Source organism: Kribbella sp. NPDC049174, assembly GCF_043197365.1.
Classification (GTDB): domain Bacteria; phylum Actinomycetota; class Actinomycetes; order Propionibacteriales; family Kribbellaceae; genus Kribbella.
In genome coordinates, this window is record NZ_JBICSZ010000001.1 from 846,650 (window position 1) to 862,466 (window position 15,817).

The window sequence follows — 15,817 nt, forward strand, 5'->3', positions numbered from 1 at the left end:
GCACCATCAGATAGTCGTCCGGCAAAACGCTAAGGAGATGTCGTCGTGCCCGCACTGAGGTCCCGTACCGTCACCCACGGCCGCAACATGGCGGGCGCCCGCGCGCTCATGCAGGCCTCCGGGGTAGCCAGGGAGGACTTCGGCAAGCCGATCATCGCGGTGGCGAACAGTTTCACCGAGTTCGTCCCCGGCCACACCCACCTCGCGCCGGTCGGCCGGATCGTGTCCGAGGCGATCCACGCGGCCGGCGGGATCGCCCGGGAGTTCAACACCATCGCCGTCGACGACGGGATCGCGATGGGTCACGGCGGGATGCTCTACAGCCTGCCGTCACGGGACCTGATCGCCGACTCGGTCGAGTACATGGTCGAGGCGCACTGCGCCGACGCGCTGGTGTGCATCTCGAACTGCGACAAGATCACCCCGGGCATGCTGATGGCCGCGCTCCGGTTGAACATCCCGACCGTGTTCGTCTCCGGCGGCCCGATGGAGGCCGGCCGGGCCACGCTGGTCGACGGGACGGTGCGCAAACTCGACCTGATCGACGCGATGTCCGAGGCCGTCAACGAGAACGTCTCCGACGCCGACATCCTGCGGATCGAGGAGAACGCCTGCCCGACCTGCGGTTCGTGTTCGGGCATGTTCACCGCGAACTCGATGAACTGCCTGACCGAGGCGATCGGGCTGTCACTGCCCGGCAACGGTTCGGTGCTCGCCACCCACACCGCCCGGCGGGCGCTGTACGAGAAGGCCGGCGAGACCGTCGTACAGATCACCAAGCGGTACTACGACACCGACGACGCGACCGTGTTGCCGCGGTCGATCGCGTCCGAGGAGGCGTTCGGGAACGCGATGGCGCTGGACATCGCGATGGGCGGGTCGACGAACACGATCCTGCACCTGCTCGCGGCCGCGCAGGAGGCGGAGGTCGGCTTCGACCTGGACGACATCAACGCGGTCTCGCGCCGGGTGCCGTGCCTGGCCAAGGTCGCGCCGAACGTGGCGCCGGGCGGGACGTACTACATGGAGGACGTGCACCGGGCCGGCGGCATCCCGGCGATCCTCGGTGAGCTGCACCGGGCCGGACTGCTGAACGAGAACGTGCATACCGTGCACAGCGACTCGATCGACGAGTGGCTGAAGACATGGGATCTGCGCGGCGGTTCGCCGTCGCCGGAGGCGGTCGAGTTGTGGCACGCGGCGCCGGGGTGCAAGCGGTCGGCGACGGCGTTCTCGCAGTCGGAGCGGTGGGACACGCTCGACACGGACGCGGCCGGCGGGTGCATCCGGGATCTTGAGCACGCGTACTCCGCCGACGGCGGACTCGCGGTGCTGAAGGGCAACCTGGCCGTCGACGGCTGTGTGGTGAAGACGGCCGGTGTGGACGAGTCGATCTGGACATTCCAGGGGCCCGCGGTGGTGTGCGAGTCGCAGGACGAGGCGGTCGAGAAGATCCTCGCCAAGCAGGTCCAGCCGGGTGACGTCGTGGTGATCCGCTACGAGGGCCCGAAGGGCGGCCCGGGTATGCAGGAGATGCTCTACCCGACGTCGTTCCTGAAGGGCCGCGGCCTCGGCAAGGTCTGCGCGCTGGTCACCGACGGCCGCTTCTCCGGCGGCACCTCCGGTCTGTCGATCGGCCACGCCTCTCCGGAGGCTGCGTCGGGCGGCACCATCGCCCTGGTCCAGGACGGCGACCAGATTCGCATCGACATCCCCAACCGCTCGATCGAGCTGCTGGTCGACGATTCCGAGCTCACCGCACGTCGCGAAGCACTCGGCGGTGTCTACGCCCCGAAGAACCGCGACCGCAAGGTCTCGCAGGCTCTGCGTGCGTACGCCGCGATGGCTACCAGCGCCGACAAGGGCGCCGTCCGGGACGTGACGAAGCTCGGCTAGAGCGCGCCTTCGAGGTCGAAGGCGAGGACGATCGACTCGAACAGCTGGGCTTCCTGGTCGGGGAGCAGGTAGCCGATCAGGCGGCCCAGCTGGAGTTTGGGGATCGTCTGGATGTTGTCGCAGCTGATCGCGCTGTCGTGGTCGAGGCCGTTGCGCGGGCCGACCGGGACCTCGGTGGACAGGCCGCGGATGGTGCTGGTGATGGGCGCGACCGTCACGTTGGTGAGGCGCGGGCGGATCAGTTCGCGGGTCAGGACCACCACCGGCCGCGGCTTGTCCAGCCGGGCGATGTGGATCGGCCGCATCAGTCGAGGTCGCTGAGCACGGTGCCGGACGCGGCGGTGGACAGGCCGTCCAGGTCGTCGTACTCGCCGTGCTCGGTCAGGATGGCGAGATCACGCGCGGCCAGCTCCCGGCGCCGCTCACGCTCCATCGCCCGGGCAACGACGGTGGCCCGGCTCGACGCCTTGTCGGCGGCCACCAGTTGGTCCATGAAGTCCACCAACTCATCCGGCAACCGCACAGTGATCTGCTTACTCATACCAAAAGCATACCGCTGTGGGATTCACTTCGGTAGGGCTCAGTTCGGCGACATGGTGGACCAGTTGATGTCGGTGGCCGGGAGGGAGGGCAGCGCGGAGATGGCGGCGAGCTCGCTGTCGAGGAGACCGACCAGTTGCACGAGGCGTGACGTGGTGTCGGCGGCCTCGAGGAGCTTCTGGCGGTCGGGCGTGAGCAGCGTCATCGCGGCGGACATCAGGTAGGACAGCGTGCCCGGGTCGTCGGGGAGGTCGGCGATGTGCAGGCCCGGACGGCTGATCTCGCTGACCGCTGCGGCGTACCGGCGGAAGCGGTCGATCGCGATCGTCGCCGTACCCAGGGGATCGTCGCCGAGACTCTCGACCAGCCACTCGACGTCGGCGACCAGGTAGTCGCCGCTGCCGTCCAGCTCCGCCACCTTGAACCGCCGGTTGCCCGTCAGCGTGATCTCGACCGGCCCGTCGTCGTCCGCGTCCAGCGTGATCTCGGAGATCGTCGCCGCGCAGCCGGTGCCGTAGAGGGACCGGAACACCCGCTCACCCAGCTCGTACCCGTCCCGGACGGCGAGGGCGCCGCAGACGAGCTCGCCGCCGTTCTCGACCAGGTCGCGGACCACTGCCCGGCCCTGGACATCGGTGACCGGAATGGGGAGCACCAGCCCGGGGAAGATCACCGTGTCGACAGTGAGCAGCGGCAGGCGGGAGTCCATGTCAGTGAGCCTAGGCCATGTCTGGCAGTCCCCCGCCTACTGCGCGGCACTCGGCACGGCACCTCGCCGCACTGGAGCAAAGGCCACGATGAACCCCACATCGAGGCCTTCACTCCAGCACGCCGAGCTACCGCACCGAGCACCTGCTCGCTACGGCGTGGGACTGCCAGACATGACCTGGTGCCCGCCACCCCTGATCACGCCTCGTAACTGCCAGCTTGTGGATAGGGCGCAAGGCGCAGGGTCGTCACCACTAGACTGAGGCCATGATTCGCCGCGTCGACCTGCGGGGCCGAGTGGCGGCCGGAGAGGTGTCCGACCTCCAAGCCGAAGTGAACGCCCTCGTCCCCCGAGCCCTGTTCGACGTCGAGAAGGCTCTCGACGTCGTCCGACCGATCTGCCTGGACGTCCGCCATCGTGGACTCGAGGCGATCAGGGAGTACGGCGAGAAGTTCGACCATGTCCGGGTCGAGGACGTCCGCGTCCCGGCCGACGCCTTGAAGACCGCCCTCGAGGAACTCGCCCCCGAGGTCCGCAGCGCGGTCGAGGAGTCGATCCGCCGGGTCCGCGAGGTCAGCCAGGACGAGTTGACCGCCGACATCGCCTCCGAGCCCGCGCCCGGCGGCCGGGTCACGCAGCGCTTCGTCCCGGTCCAGCGCGTCGGTCTGTACGTCCCGGGCGGTCGCGCTCCGCTGGCGTCCAGCGTGGTGATGAACGTCGTCCCGGCGCAGGTGGCCGGAGTGCCGTCCCTTGCCGTCGCATCCCCGCCCCAGAAGGCGTACGGCGGCCTGCCGCACCCGACCATCCTCGCGGTGTGCGCGCTGCTCGGGATCGACGAGGTCTACGCGATGGGCGGCGCCCAAGCGATCGCCGGCTTCGGATACGGCTTCGGTGCTGGTGTCACGGGCTGCCGGAAAGTCAACCTGATCACCGGTCCCGGCAACATCTACGTGGTCGCGGCCAAGCGGTTGCTGCTCGGTGAGGTCGGGATCGACTCCGAGGCGGGCCCGACCGAGATCGCGATCCTTGCCGACGACACCGCCGACCCGGCGCACGTCGCCGCTGACCTGATCAGCCAGGCCGAGCACGACCCGATGGCCGCCGCCGTGCTGGTCACGCCCAGCGAAACCCTGGCAGCCAAGGTGGAAGCCGAGCTTCCGCTCCAGGTCGCCAGGACCAAGCACCAGGACCGCGTCACCGAAGCCCTCAACGGTCAGCAGTCGGCCGTCGTCCTCGTGGACGATCTGGACCAGGGCACCGCGGTCGTGGACGCGTACGCCGCCGAGCACCTGGAGATCCAGACCGCCGACGCCGAGGAGCGGGCCGCGCTGATCAACAACGCCGGCGCGATCTTCGTCGGCGGCTGGTCACCGGTCTCCCTGGGCGACTACTGCGCGGGTTCGAACCACGTCCTTCCGACCGCCGGCTGCGCCTGCCACTCGTCCGGCCTGTCCGTGCGCAGTTTCCTCAAGGCGATGCACGTCGTGAACTACTCCCGCGACGCCCTCCAGCAGGTCGCCGGCCACGTGGTCGCGCTGGCCCACGCCGAGGACCTGCCGGCCCACGGCGCCGCGGTGAGTGTCCGATTCCCTGAGGAGAAATGATGGGCCGCTTCGACGGGCTGCCGATCCGCGAGGAGCTGAAGAGCTTCGAGCCGTACGGCGCCCCGCAACTCGACGTACCCATCCTGCTCAACGTCAACGAGAACCCGTATCCGCCGAGTGAGGAGACCGTCGCCGACATCGCGGCGTCGGTCACCGCGGCGGCCCGCGGGTTGAACCGCTACCCGGATCGCGAGTTCCTCGACCTGCGCGCGGACCTGGCGGCGTACCTGGGCCGTGAGTCCGGTGCGCAGTTGACCGCCGAGCAGGTGTGGGCGGCCAACGGGTCCAACGAGGTCATGCTGCACATCCTGCAGGCCTTCGGCGGTCCGGGGCGTACGGCGCTGTCCTTCGCCCCGACCTACTCGATGTACCCGGAGTACGCGCGCGACACGAACACAGCCTGGGTCACCGGTCGCCGGGCCGAGGACTTCACTCTCGACCAGAGCAAGGCGCTGGCTGCGATCTCCCGGCACCGCCCGTCCGTCGTCCTGCTCGCCTCACCGAACAACCCGACCGGTACGGCGCTGCCGATCCAGGTGGTCGAGGCGATCGCCGCCCGGACCGCCGCGATCGGTGCCGTGCTGGTGGTGGACGAGGCGTACGCCGAGTTCCGCCGGACCGGGACCCCGAGTGCCGTCACACTGCTGCCGTCGTACCCGAACCTGGCGGTCGCGCGGACGATGTCGAAGGCGTTCGCGCTGGCCGGCGGCCGGGTCGGATACCTTGCCGCGAGCAAGCAGTTGGTGGACGCGCTGCGGATCGTGCGGTTGCCGTACCACCTGTCCGCGGTGACCCAGGCGGTCGCGCGGGCCGCGTTGCGGCACTCCGGCGAGTTGCTCGGCCGGGTCGAGCAGTTGCGGGTCGAGCGGGACGAGACGGTCGACTGGCTGCGGTCGCTGGGCCTGCGGGCGGTCGACTCGGACGCGAACTTCGTCCTGTTCGGGACGTTCGCCGACCGGCACGCGGTCTGGCAGTCGCTGCTGGACGACGGCGTACTGATCCGTGAGACCGGCCCGGACGGCTGGCTGCGGGTCTCGATCGGCACCGGCGCCGAGATGGCCGCATTCCGCGCTTCCCTGGAGCGCGTCCTCAAGACTGATATCGGAAGGCTGACATGACGCGCACGGCACGGATCGATCGGGAGACCAGCGAGTCGAAGGTCCTGGTCGAGCTGAACATCGACGGTGAGGGCCGCGCCGACATCTCCACCGGGGTCGGGTTCTACGACCACATGCTCAACGCGCTGGCCAAGCACGCGCTGCTCGACCTGCACGTGAACACGGTCGGTGACCTGGAGATCGACGCCCACCACACCGTCGAGGACACCGCGATCGGTCTCGGCCAGGCGCTGCGCGAGGCGTTGGGTGACAAGCGTGGTATCCGCCGGTTCGGCGACGCGACCGTGCCGCTGGACGAGGCGCTCGTGCACTGCACGGTCGACCTGTCCGGCCGGCCGTACTGCGTCCACACCGGCGAGCCGGACGGTCAGGTGTACGCGATCATCGGCGGCGACTACGCCGGTTCACTGACCCAGCACGTGTTCGAGACGCTCGCGTTCAACGCCGCGATCTGCATCCACATCCGGGTGCTGTCCGGTCGCGACCCGCACCACATCGTCGAGGCGCAGTTCAAGGCGTTCGCCCGGGCGCTGCGGGCCGCCGCCGAGCTGGACCCGCGGCAGCCCGGGATCCCGTCCACCAAGGGCGCCCTGTGAGCAAGAAGGTCGTCCTGCTCGACTACGGTTCCGGCAACATCCGGTCGGGGGAGCGGGCGCTGCAGCGGGTCGGCGCGGACGTCACGGTCACCTCGGACTTCGACCAGGCGCTGAACGCCGACGGCCTGCTCGTCCCCGGTGTCGGTGCCTTCGAGGCCTGTATGACCGGGCTGAAGGCGGTGCGCGGCGACGTACTCGTCGATCGTCGGCTGACCGGCGGCCGTCCAGTACTCGGCATCTGTGTCGGTATGCAGATCCTGTTCGCCCGCGGGATCGAGCACGGTGTCGAGACCGAGGGCTGCGAGCAGTGGCCCGGTACGGTCGAGCGCCTGCAGCCGCTCAACGGCGAGCCGGTTCCACACATGGGGTGGAACACCATCGACGTCCCGTCCGGCACCAAGCTGTTCGACGGCATCGAGAAGGAGCGGTTCTACTTCGTCCACTCGTACGGCGTCCGCGAGTGGGAGCTCGAGGGCGCCCGCGAGTCGGTGGCCCCGCTGGTGACCTGGACGACGTACGGCGCCGACCGGTTCGTCGCCGCTGTCGAGAACGGCCCGCTCTCGGCCACCCAGTTCCACCCGGAGAAGTCCGGCGACGCCGGCGCCGCCCTGCTCGCCAACTGGGTCCGCTCACTCTGACCACACCCCCGCCGTACCGCGTGTGCCTCATGCGGAGCGGGTGAGGCAATTCCGGCTGCCTGGAGGTGGGATGGGTTGCGGCGGCAACACGGCCGTCGTGATCTAGGGGGTCGGCGATGGGCGGGATCAGCAGCACCACGAAGCGGGAGACCGGCGACATGGCGGTGATGCCGCGGTTCACCAGGGACAGCGTGCTGGCGGTGCCGAAGGACCGAATGCCGGGTCACGAGATGTTGCCGCAGTCGGCGTACCAGATCGTCCGGGACGAGGTGATGCTGGACGGCAACGCCCGGTTCAACCTGGCCACGTTCGTGACCACGTGGATGGACGACGAGGCGGACCGGCTGTACGCCGAGACGGTCGACAAGAACATGGTCGACAAGGACGAGTACCCGCAGACGGCCGAGATCGAGGCACGGTGCGTGCTGATGCTCGCGGACCTGTGGAACGCCCCGGACGCGGCCGACGCGATCGGGACGTCGACGACGGGTAGCTCCGAGGGGTGCATGCTGGGCGGTCTGGCGCTCAAACGGCGCTGGCAGCACGCCCGTCGCGCCGCGGGCAAGCCGTTCGACCGGCCCAACCTCGTGATGGGCCAGAACGTGCAGGTCGTGTGGGAGAAGTTCGCGGAGTACTGGGACGTCGAGCCGCGGTACGTGCCGCTCGAGGGCGACAACCTCTACCTGACCGCCGACCGGGTCCTGCGGTACGTCGACGAGAACACCATCGGAGTGGTCGCCATCCTCGGTTCGACGATGGAAGGCAGTTATGAGCCGGTCGCCGAGATCTGCGCCGCGCTGGACGAACTGGAGGAGCGGACCGGTCTGTCCGTGCCGGTGCACGTCGACGCGGCGTCCGGCGGCTTCGTCGCTCCCTTCCTGCAGCCCGACCTGATCTGGGACTTCCGGCTGCCGCGCGTGGCCTCGATCCAGGCCTCCGGGCACAAGTACGGGCTCGTCTATCCGGGCGTCGGCTGGGTGCTGTGGCGGCACAGCGAGAACCTGCCGGAGGAACTCGTCTTCAAGGTGAACTATCTCGGCGGGGACATGCCGACGTTCGCGCTGAACTTCTCCCGGCCCGGGGCGCAGGTGCTGCTGCAGTACTTCCAGTTCCTGCGGCTCGGACGGGACGGCTACCGGCGGATCCAGCAGACCTGCCAGGACGTCGCCGTACACCTCAGTGACGCGATCAAGGAGATGCCCGAGTTCGAGCTGGTCTCGGACGGGCGGGACCTGCCGGTGTTCGCGTTCCGCGTCGCTGACGGCGTCACGAAGTACACCGCGTACGACGTCTCGCGGAAACTGCGGGAGCGGGGCTGGCTGGTGCCGGCGTACACGATGCCCCCGAACCGGGAGGATCTGGTCGTACTGCGCGTGGTCGTGCGCAACGGGTTCAGTCACGACATGGCGGAGTTGTTCCTGCGGGACGTGCGGGTCGCGGTCGACTGGCTCGACGGGCTGGTGGCTCCGATGCCACCGGAGAAGGCGCCGGCTGGATTCCATCACTGACCGGTGCGGCATCGTGACCGGTCAGCGATCGCCGATGTCCTGGGCCGCCGGCTTCCGGGTCCGCCAGTTCGTCCGGCAAAGCCTGTGGGTGGTACCGCTGATCGGTGGAGTGATCGGTGCGCTGTTGGCCGACATCGACCAGTGGTTCGAAGGCCGGATCACCTTGCCACCGGAGTGGTCGTACTCCGAAGGCACCGCGAACAGCGTGCTGTCAGCCGCCGCGGCCGCGATGGTCGGGCTGATCGGCTTCGTGGTCACGATCGGCGTGCTGGTCGTCCAGATGGCGACCGGCACGTTGTCGCCACGCTTCATGCGGCTGTGGTACCGGGACCGGCTGCAGAAGTTCGTGCTCGCGGCGTTCACGGCGACGTTCACCTTCTCGTTCGCGCTGCTGCGCCATGTGGAGTCCGGCTCGGTGCCCGATCTGGGCGTCTCTCTGGTCGGCCTCGCCGTCGCGTCCGACCTGATCCTCCTGCTCCTGTACTTCGACCGCTTCGTCCACGCCCTGCGACCGGTCGCCGTCGCGGCGGCGATGGCGGCGGCCGGTCTCGCGATCGAGGCCGAGGAGGACGGCCTCGTCTCGGTCGGCGCGAAGGACCAGGAGCACCTCCGGGGTCCGCCGGACGCACGCGTGCCGGCCCGACGGTCGGGTGCCATCCAGGACATCGACGTCGCGGGCCTCGTCCGGTTCGCGGCGGCGCGCGGCCAGGTCTGCGTCGTACCGCACACGATCGGTGACTTCGTCACCGCGGGGAGCGTGCTGATCGAGGTCCACGGGCCGGCCGACGAGCACGACCTGCGGCGGCTGGGGGCGATGGTCGCGCTGGGCCGCGAGCGCACGATCGACCAGGACCCGGCCTTCGCGCTGCGCATTCTGGTCGACATCGCCATCCGGGCGCTGTCTCCGGCCGTCAACGACCCCACCACGGCAACGCAGGTGCTCAACTACATCGACGCCCTGCTGCTCGGGATCGGCTCCTCGGACCGCGCCTTCCGTGGCGCCGCGCTCGACGCCGGCGGTCAGGTCCGCCTGGTCGTCCGGACCCGCGGCTGGGCGGAGTACCTCGACATCGGGGTGACCGAGATCCGTCTGTACGGCGCCGGCTCACCGCAGATCTGCCGGCGCCTGCGCGCCATGCTCGAGGATCTGCGGGCCGGGGTCCTGCCCGCCCGCCGGGCGGCCGTGCAGCATCAGCTCGACGCCCTGGATCGGGCGACGGACGCGGCGTTCGCCGACCCGTTCGAGCGGGCGCTGGCGCGGATGAGTGATCGGCAAGGCCTCGGCACCACCCGACCGGGCGAGACCTCCGATGCCCGCCGTTGATCGGAGACTGATCGCGCGGACGCGGGCGGTCCGGGCGTTGTTGCTGCGATCCGCCGCTCTCGGGGTCGCGACCGCGGCCCTGGTCGTCGCGCAAGCCTGGCTGCTGGCGGGGCTGCTCTCCGCGTCGTTCCAGGATGGCGCGGGCCTGGACGAGTTGCGCGGCCCGCTGCTGGTCCTGCTCGGCGTGATCATCGCCCGTGCCGTGCTCGCCTGGTCGGCCGAGCTGATGGCGCACCGGGCCGGTACCCAGGCCAAGGCGGAGCTGCGGATGGCCCTGCTGCGGCAGGTTGTCGCCCTCGGCCCGGCCTGGCTCTCCCGGCACCGCACCGCTGAGCTCGAGACACTAGGGACCCGCGGCCTCGATGCACTCGACGGCTACTTCACCCGCTACTTGCCGCAACTGGTGCTGGCGGTCGTCGTTCCCACCGCGGTCATCACCGCGGCCGTGACTCAGGACATCGTGGCCGCGGCGATCATCGCCGGCACGGTTCCCCTGATCCCTTTGCTGATGGCGGTTGTCGGTGCCGGCGCCAAGGCCCAGGCGGCCAAGCGTCTTGTCGCCCTGCAGCGGCTGGGTGGCCACTTCCTCGACAGCGTCGCCGGACTGACGACGCTCAAGGTATTCGGACAGGCGCGTGCCCAGGCAGGCCGGGTCCGACGGACGACGGACAGCTTCCGCCAGGAGACGATGGGCACACTGCGGGTGGCCTTCCTGTCCGCCCTGGTGCTGGAGCTGCTCGCGTCGCTGTCGGTGGCGGTGGTCGCGGTGGCGGTCGGCATCAGGCTCGTCAGCGGCGATCTCGACCTCTCGACCGGCCTGTTCGTGCTCATCCTGGCTCCGGAGGCCTACCTCCCGCTGCGAACCCTGGGCGCGAGCTTTCACGCGAGTTCGGATGGTGCCGCCGCGGCGGACCACGTGTTCACGGTGCTGGACAGCCCGCTTCCGGCCGCCCGGACCGGCACCCGTCTCCCGTGCTCCCCGGCCGTAGAGCTGCGCCTGGACCAGGTGTGCGTGAGCTACCCGGACCGGGCCGAACCCGCGCTCGACCGGGTCAGCCTGACGGTCCGGCCTGGAGAGGTGGTGGCCTTGACCGGTCCGAGCGGCTGCGGCAAGTCGACGCTGATCGCCGTACTGCTGGGCTTCGTCGGCGTGGACTCCGGGCAGGTGACCGTCTGCGGGGTGGACCTCGCCCAGCTCGATCTCGACGGCTGGCGCCGGACCGTGGCCTGGGTCCCGCAGCGGCCCTACCTGCTGGCCGCGAGCCTGGCCGACAACGTCAGGCTCGGCAGGCCGGACGCTGCCGACGAGGACGTACTGCGAGCGGTTGACGACGCCGGGCTGACGCAGTTGACCGACCGGCTGCCGCACGGCCTCGCGACGCCACTGGGCGAGCGCGGCGCCGGGCTGTCCGCGGGGGAGCGGCAGCGCCTCGCTCTGGCCCGGGCGTTCCTGATGGATGCGCCGCTGCTCCTACTGGACGAGCCGACGGCCAACCTGGACGGGGAGACCGAGGCGTCCGTGCTCGCTGCGGTCGCCCGCCTGACTGTCGGCCGGACCGCCGTGATCGCCGCGCACCGACCGGGTCTGGTCACACTGGCGGACACGGAGATCCGGCTGGAACGCGCGACCTCGGTGAGCTACCGATGACGTCCGGCCTGACGGCCCGGCTGGCTGCGGCCAGCCTGCTCGGGGCGGGTGGCGCCGCCGCCGGCCTCGGTCTCGCGGCGACCGCGGGCTGGTTGATCGCCCGCGCCTCCGAACACCCGAACATGGCGGCGCTCGGACTCGCCGTCGTCGGGGTGAGGTTCTTCGGGATCAGTCGCGGGTTGTTCCGGTACGCCGAGCGTCTGGTCGGCCATGATGCGGCGTTCCGCGTCCTGGCCGACGTACGGATGAAGGTCTACGCTGGACTCGAGCGTCTCGCCCCGACCGGCCTGCAGGCCTTCCGCAGTGGTGATCTGCTGGCCCGTTTCGTCGACGACGTGGACTCACTGCAGGATCTGCTGCTGCGCGTGGTCGCGCCGTACGTCGTCTTCGTCGCGTCCATCGGGTTGACGGTCGGCCTGGTCGGGACCCTGGTACCGGCCGCCGGCCTCGTTGTCCTGGTCGCCGCACTGCTCTGCGCGACCGCCGTTCCCGTCCTCGCACTGCGGCTGGTGCGACGGTCCGAAGCGCGCCAGGCCGAGACGCGAGGCGAACTGTCGACCGCTGTGGTCGACCTGGTCCAGGGTGCGCCTGACCTGATCGCCTACGGTGCCGCGGAGGCGCAGTTGCGACGGGCCGGTCGAGCCGATGCCGAGCTGACCAGGGTGGCCCGGGCGGCTGCTCGTACCGCCGGGACCGGCTCGGGGCTGACCACCTTGCTCGCGGGCCTGTGTGTCTGGGCTGTACTCGCGGCCGGAATCGTTGCCGTCAACAACGGCCAGCTCCCCGGTGTCCTGCTCACCGTCGTCGTCCTGGTCTCCCTGGCCGCCTTCGAGTTGGTGACCGGACTCCCGCAGGCCTTCGCGACCTTCGAGCGGGTGCGACGGTGCCGGGACCGGGTGGATGCCGTCCTGGCCGCCGATGTCCCGGTCCGCGAGCCCACGGCGCCGATACCGCTGCCGGCCGCGCCGTACTCGATTCGGCTCCGCGACGTGCGCGCCCGCTACCCGTCCGGACACCTCGCCCTCGACGGGATCGACCTGGATCTGGCTCCCGGTGACAGGGTGGCGGTGGTCGGACCCAGTGGAGCCGGCAAGTCCACGCTGGCCGCCGTGCTGCTGCGGTTCCTCGAGCTCGAGTCCGGTGCGGCGTCGCTGAACGGGGTCTGCCTCGGCGACCTGGAATCCGATGCCGTCCGCCGGGTGATCGGCCTGGCCGGGCAGGACGCACACGTCTTCGACCGCTCGATCGGCGACAATCTCCGGCTGGGGCGGCCGGACGCGACCGAGGCCGAGGCCCGGGCCGCGCTCGCGGCGACCGGTCTGCTGGACTGGGTCGCCGGCCTGCCGAAGGGCCTGGCCACCGAGGTCGGCGAGCACGGCGCCCGGCTCTCCGGCGGCCAGCGGCAGCGGCTCGTCGTCGCGCGCGCCCTGCTGGCGGACTTTCCGGTGCTCATCCTCGACGAGCCGACCGAGCACCTCGACCCCCGGGCGGCCGACGCGCTGACCGCGAACCTGCTGGCTGCGACGTCCGGGCGCACCACGCTGCTCATCACCCACCGACTGAGCGGCCTGCAGGCCGCCGACCGGATCGTTCTGCTGGAAGCAGGCCGGGTGGTGGAGTCGGGCACGCACGCTGAGCTGGTCGCGGCCGGCCGGGCGTACGCGCGGATCTGGGCCCGGGAACAGGCAGATCTCATCCAGCCCGAGTGATGTGCTGACGGCGGGGCTCGCGTGAGCCTGCCGGGAAGGACGAACGCTTCCGACGAGGGTGATCAGCCCGAGGAAGGTCTGCGATGGACCCGACCGATCTGGCGCGTATCCAGTTCGCCACGACCAGCATCTACCACTTCGTCTTCGTCCCGGTGACGATCGGGCTGGCGTTCCTGGTGGCCGTCCTGCACACCAAGTGGTACCGATCGGGCAAGGAGGACCACAAACGTTTGACCCGGTTCTTCGGCCACCTGCTGCTGATCAACATCGCGGTCGGGGTCGTCACCGGGCTGGTGCAGGAGTTCCAGTTCGGCATGAACTGGTCGGCGTACTCGCGGTTCGTCGGCGACGTCTTCGGCGCACCGCTGGCGATGGAAGGGCTGGCCGCGTTCTTCCTGGAGTCGACGTTCCTGGGGCTGTGGGTCTTCGGCTGGAACGTGCTGCCCCGGCGGGTCCACCTCGCCACGATCTGGATGGTCGCCGTCGGGGCCTCGCTCTCGGCCGCGTTCATCATGGCGGCGAACTCGTGGATGCAGCACCCGGTGGGCTACACCACCGATGCCGAGACGGGGCGGCCGCAGCTCAGTTCGATCGGGGACGTGTTCACGAATCCGGTGTTCATCTGGGGCTACATCCACGTGATCCTGGCTTCGCTGCTGACCGGAGCCGTGGTGATGCTGGCCGTGTCCGCGTGGCAGCTCAGGCGACGCGAGCACAGCGGACTCTTCCGCGGCTCGGCCAAACTCGCGATCATCGTCCTGCTCCCGGTCTCGGTCCTGGCGCTGGGAGTCGGCAGCCACCTCGGCGTGGTCGAGGCGGAGTACCAGCCGATGAAGATCTCGGCCGCCGAGGCGCAGTGGGAGACCTGTCAGCCCTGCTCGTTCTCGCTGTTCCAGATCGGCGGCGGCAAGAACGACGAGACCCCGACCCAGCTGATCGAAGTACCTCATCTGCTGTCCTTGCTCGCCACCGGCACGTGGAACGGCGAGGTGGAGGGGCTCAACGAACTCCAGGCGGCGGATGTCCAGCAGTACGGCGAGGGCGACTACGTACCGAACGTGTTCGTGCAGTACTGGTCGATGCGGGTGATGGCCTACCTCGGCAGCCTGATGGCGCTCCTGGCCGTCTGGGGCGCCTGGCTGCTGTACCGCAAGAAACTCACGACGTCGCGGATCTTCCTCGCGGTGGCGACCTGGGCGGTGGTGGCGCCGTTCCTGATGAACACGGCCGGCTGGATGCTGACCGAGAACGGGCGCCAGCCGTGGATCGTCCAGGGGCTGATGAAGACCGCGGACGGTCTGTCCACCTCGGTCGGCACCACCGAGCTGGTGATCAGCATCGCGGCGCTGGTCGTCGTCTACGTGCTGCTCGGGATCGTCTACCTGTTCCTGATGCTGCGCTACGCGCGGCGTGGCCTCGAACTCGACCATACCGAGGAAGAGCCCGGCCGTGATCCCCGGACTCCGGCGATCACCTACTAGCGAGCGTTCCGGGAGGCGGCTGTGGGACTACCCGAGCTGTGGTTCGTGATCATCGCGATCCTGTGGACCGGCTTCTTCGTCCTGGAGGGCTTCGACTTCGGTGTCGGGATGTTGCACCGGGTTCTCGGCCGGACCGGGCGCGAGCGCCGGGTGGCGATCAACACGATCGGCCCGTTCTGGGACGGCAACGAGGTCTGGCTGGTGGTCGGCGGAGCGGCGATCTTCGCCGCCTTCCCCGACTGGTACGCCACCTGGTTCTCGGCGAGCTACCTCGCGGTCGTGCTGCTGCTGGTGGCGCTGATCGCCCGCGGCGTGTCGTTCGAGTTCCGCGGCAAGGTCGACCGGGGCGGCTGGCGCAAGCTGTGGAGCGGCACGCTGCTGACCGGCAGCCTGGTTGCGCCGCTCGTCCTCGGGGTCGCGTTGGGTGACCTGGTCGCGGGCCTGCCGATCGACGCGGACGGCGAGTTCACGGGCACGTTCTGGGATCTCTTCACGCCGTTCGGCCTGTGGACCGGCCTGACGCTCGTGGTGCTCTGCCTCGTGAACGGGGCGACGTTCCTCGGCATCAGGACGACTGATGAGCTGCGTGAGCGAGCCCACCGCGCCGCTCGCCGGCTCGGCTGGGTGGGGTTTGTGGTGGTGACGGTCTACGCAGTCTGGATCCTGGTCATCTCCGACCACGGCTGGGCGCCGGTCCTGCCGCTGGCCGTCGGCCCGGCGGCGCTGGTCGGCTCCATCTGGGCAGTGCATCAGGCACGCGACGGTACGGCGTTCGTCCTGTCGGCGACCGCGATGGCGTGTGCGGTGGCCGGACTGTTCGCCGCCCTCTACCCCCAGGTCCTGGTGTCCAGCACAGACCCCGCGAGCAGTCTCACCGTGGCCAACGCAGCGTCGGCCGACTACGCGCTCACGGTGATGAGTGTGGTCGCGCTGGTGTTCTTTCCCTTGGTGCTTGCGTACCAGACTTGGTCGTACTTCGTCTTCCGTCATCGCCTGAGTACGTAGGCCAGTCATCCAGCGAGGATGATTTATCCGCACCGCACTCG

14 protein-coding genes are annotated in these 15,817 nt (G+C 69.8%); 11 read left to right on the top strand and 3 right to left on the bottom strand.

The window, feature by feature from the left end; translation table 11 throughout:
- The first annotated feature begins 45 nt into the window (after positions 1-45).
- Positions 46-1,896, top strand: coding sequence for a dihydroxy-acid dehydratase (gene ilvD / locus ACGFIF_RS03895; RefSeq protein ID WP_393151126.1), 1,851 nt, complete (start codon positions 46-48; stop codon positions 1,894-1,896).
- Here ilvD and ACGFIF_RS03900 read toward each other — a convergent pair.
- From ACGFIF_RS03900 to ACGFIF_RS03910, 3 genes are read right to left on the bottom strand one after another with little or no spacing between them, the layout of a single operon-like run.
- Entirely contained in the window at positions 1,893-2,201 is a 309-nt protein-coding gene (locus ACGFIF_RS03900) for a type II toxin-antitoxin system PemK/MazF family toxin (RefSeq protein ID WP_393151128.1), read from the bottom strand. The two genes, ilvD and ACGFIF_RS03900, sit on opposite strands and share 4 nt — an antisense overlap.
- Entirely contained in the window at positions 2,201-2,437 is a 237-nt protein-coding gene (locus tag ACGFIF_RS03905) for a ribbon-helix-helix domain-containing protein (RefSeq protein ID WP_393151130.1), read from the bottom strand. The genes ACGFIF_RS03900 and ACGFIF_RS03905 overlap by 1 nt, the downstream gene beginning before the upstream one ends.
- 39 nt (positions 2,438-2,476) lie before the next feature.
- A complete protein-coding gene (locus tag ACGFIF_RS03910) occupies positions 2,477-3,145 on the bottom strand; it encodes an LON peptidase substrate-binding domain-containing protein (protein WP_393151132.1) in 669 nt (222 codons plus the stop codon).
- Positions 3,146-3,411: 266 nt separating this feature from the next.
- Here ACGFIF_RS03910 and hisD point away from each other — a divergent pair, with 266 nt between their 5' ends.
- The 10 genes from hisD (at position 3,412) to cydB (ending at position 15,776) form a co-directional block, all read left to right on the top strand.
- A complete protein-coding gene (gene hisD, locus ACGFIF_RS03915) occupies positions 3,412-4,749 on the top strand; it encodes a histidinol dehydrogenase (protein WP_393151134.1) in 1,338 nt (445 codons plus the stop codon).
- Positions 4,749-5,867, top strand: coding sequence for a histidinol-phosphate transaminase (locus ACGFIF_RS03920; protein WP_393151136.1), 1,119 nt, complete (start codon positions 4,749-4,751; stop codon positions 5,865-5,867). The genes hisD and ACGFIF_RS03920 overlap by 1 nt, the downstream gene beginning before the upstream one ends.
- The gene (gene hisB, locus ACGFIF_RS03925; RefSeq protein WP_393151138.1) at positions 5,864-6,463 is read left to right on the top strand and encodes an imidazoleglycerol-phosphate dehydratase HisB; all 600 of its coding nucleotides are present in this window, start codon (positions 5,864-5,866) and stop codon (positions 6,461-6,463) included. The genes ACGFIF_RS03920 and hisB overlap by 4 nt, the downstream gene beginning before the upstream one ends.
- The gene (gene hisH / locus ACGFIF_RS03930; RefSeq protein WP_393151140.1) at positions 6,460-7,101 is read left to right on the top strand and encodes an imidazole glycerol phosphate synthase subunit HisH; all 642 of its coding nucleotides are present in this window, start codon (positions 6,460-6,462) and stop codon (positions 7,099-7,101) included. The genes hisB and hisH overlap by 4 nt, the downstream gene beginning before the upstream one ends.
- Before the next feature lie 116 nt (positions 7,102-7,217).
- Complete coding sequence (locus ACGFIF_RS03935; RefSeq protein ID WP_393151142.1) at positions 7,218-8,609, top strand: glutamate decarboxylase; 1,392 nt, start codon at positions 7,218-7,220, stop codon at positions 8,607-8,609.
- Between the two features lie 13 nt (positions 8,610-8,622).
- Positions 8,623-9,933: a DUF2254 domain-containing protein gene (locus tag ACGFIF_RS03940; protein ID WP_393151144.1), complete on the top strand. Its 1,311-nt coding sequence runs from the start codon at positions 8,623-8,625 to the stop codon at positions 9,931-9,933.
- Positions 9,920-11,581, top strand: coding sequence for a thiol reductant ABC exporter subunit CydD (gene cydD / locus ACGFIF_RS03945; protein ID WP_393151147.1), 1,662 nt, complete (start codon positions 9,920-9,922; stop codon positions 11,579-11,581). The genes ACGFIF_RS03940 and cydD overlap by 14 nt, the downstream gene beginning before the upstream one ends.
- Positions 11,578-13,290 carry a thiol reductant ABC exporter subunit CydC gene (cydC, locus tag ACGFIF_RS03950; RefSeq protein ID WP_393151149.1) on the top strand — a complete coding sequence of 571 codons (1,713 nt, stop codon included), beginning with the start codon at positions 11,578-11,580 and terminating at the stop codon, positions 13,288-13,290. The genes cydD and cydC overlap by 4 nt, the downstream gene beginning before the upstream one ends.
- Before the next feature lie 83 nt (positions 13,291-13,373).
- On the top strand, positions 13,374-14,771 hold the full coding sequence (locus ACGFIF_RS03955; RefSeq protein ID WP_393151151.1) for a cytochrome ubiquinol oxidase subunit I: 1,398 nt from the start codon (positions 13,374-13,376) through the stop codon (positions 14,769-14,771).
- Positions 14,772-14,792: 21 nt separating this feature from the next.
- Positions 14,793-15,776 (top strand): cytochrome d ubiquinol oxidase subunit II, encoded by a 984-nt coding sequence (gene cydB / locus ACGFIF_RS03960; RefSeq protein ID WP_393151153.1) that lies wholly within the window; start codon positions 14,793-14,795, stop codon positions 15,774-15,776.
- Positions 15,777-15,817: the final 41 nt, after the last annotated feature.

Bases quoted from the DNA above. Each gene is read 5' to 3' on its own strand.
- ACGFIF_RS03900 (WP_393151128.1), bottom strand. From the start codon at position 2,201: ATGCGGCCGATCCACATCGCCCGGCTGGACAAGCCGCGGCCGGTGGTG.
- ACGFIF_RS03905 (WP_393151130.1), bottom strand. From the start codon at position 2,437: ATGAGTAAGCAGATCACTGTGCGGTTGCCGGATGAGTTGGTGGACTTC.
- ACGFIF_RS03910 (WP_393151132.1), bottom strand. From the start codon at position 3,145: ATGGACTCCCGCCTGCCGCTGCTCACTGTCGACACGGTGATCTTCCCC.
- hisD (WP_393151134.1), top strand. From the start codon at position 3,412: ATGATTCGCCGCGTCGACCTGCGGGGCCGAGTGGCGGCCGGAGAGGTG.
- ACGFIF_RS03920 (WP_393151136.1), top strand. From the start codon at position 4,749: ATGGGCCGCTTCGACGGGCTGCCGATCCGCGAGGAGCTGAAGAGCTTC.
- hisB (WP_393151138.1), top strand. From the start codon at position 5,864: ATGACGCGCACGGCACGGATCGATCGGGAGACCAGCGAGTCGAAGGTC.
- ACGFIF_RS03935 (WP_393151142.1), top strand. From the start codon at position 7,218: ATGGGCGGGATCAGCAGCACCACGAAGCGGGAGACCGGCGACATGGCG.
- cydD (WP_393151147.1), top strand. From the start codon at position 9,920: ATGCCCGCCGTTGATCGGAGACTGATCGCGCGGACGCGGGCGGTCCGG.
- cydC (WP_393151149.1), top strand. From the start codon at position 11,578: ATGACGTCCGGCCTGACGGCCCGGCTGGCTGCGGCCAGCCTGCTCGGG.
- ACGFIF_RS03955 (WP_393151151.1), top strand. From the start codon at position 13,374: ATGGACCCGACCGATCTGGCGCGTATCCAGTTCGCCACGACCAGCATC.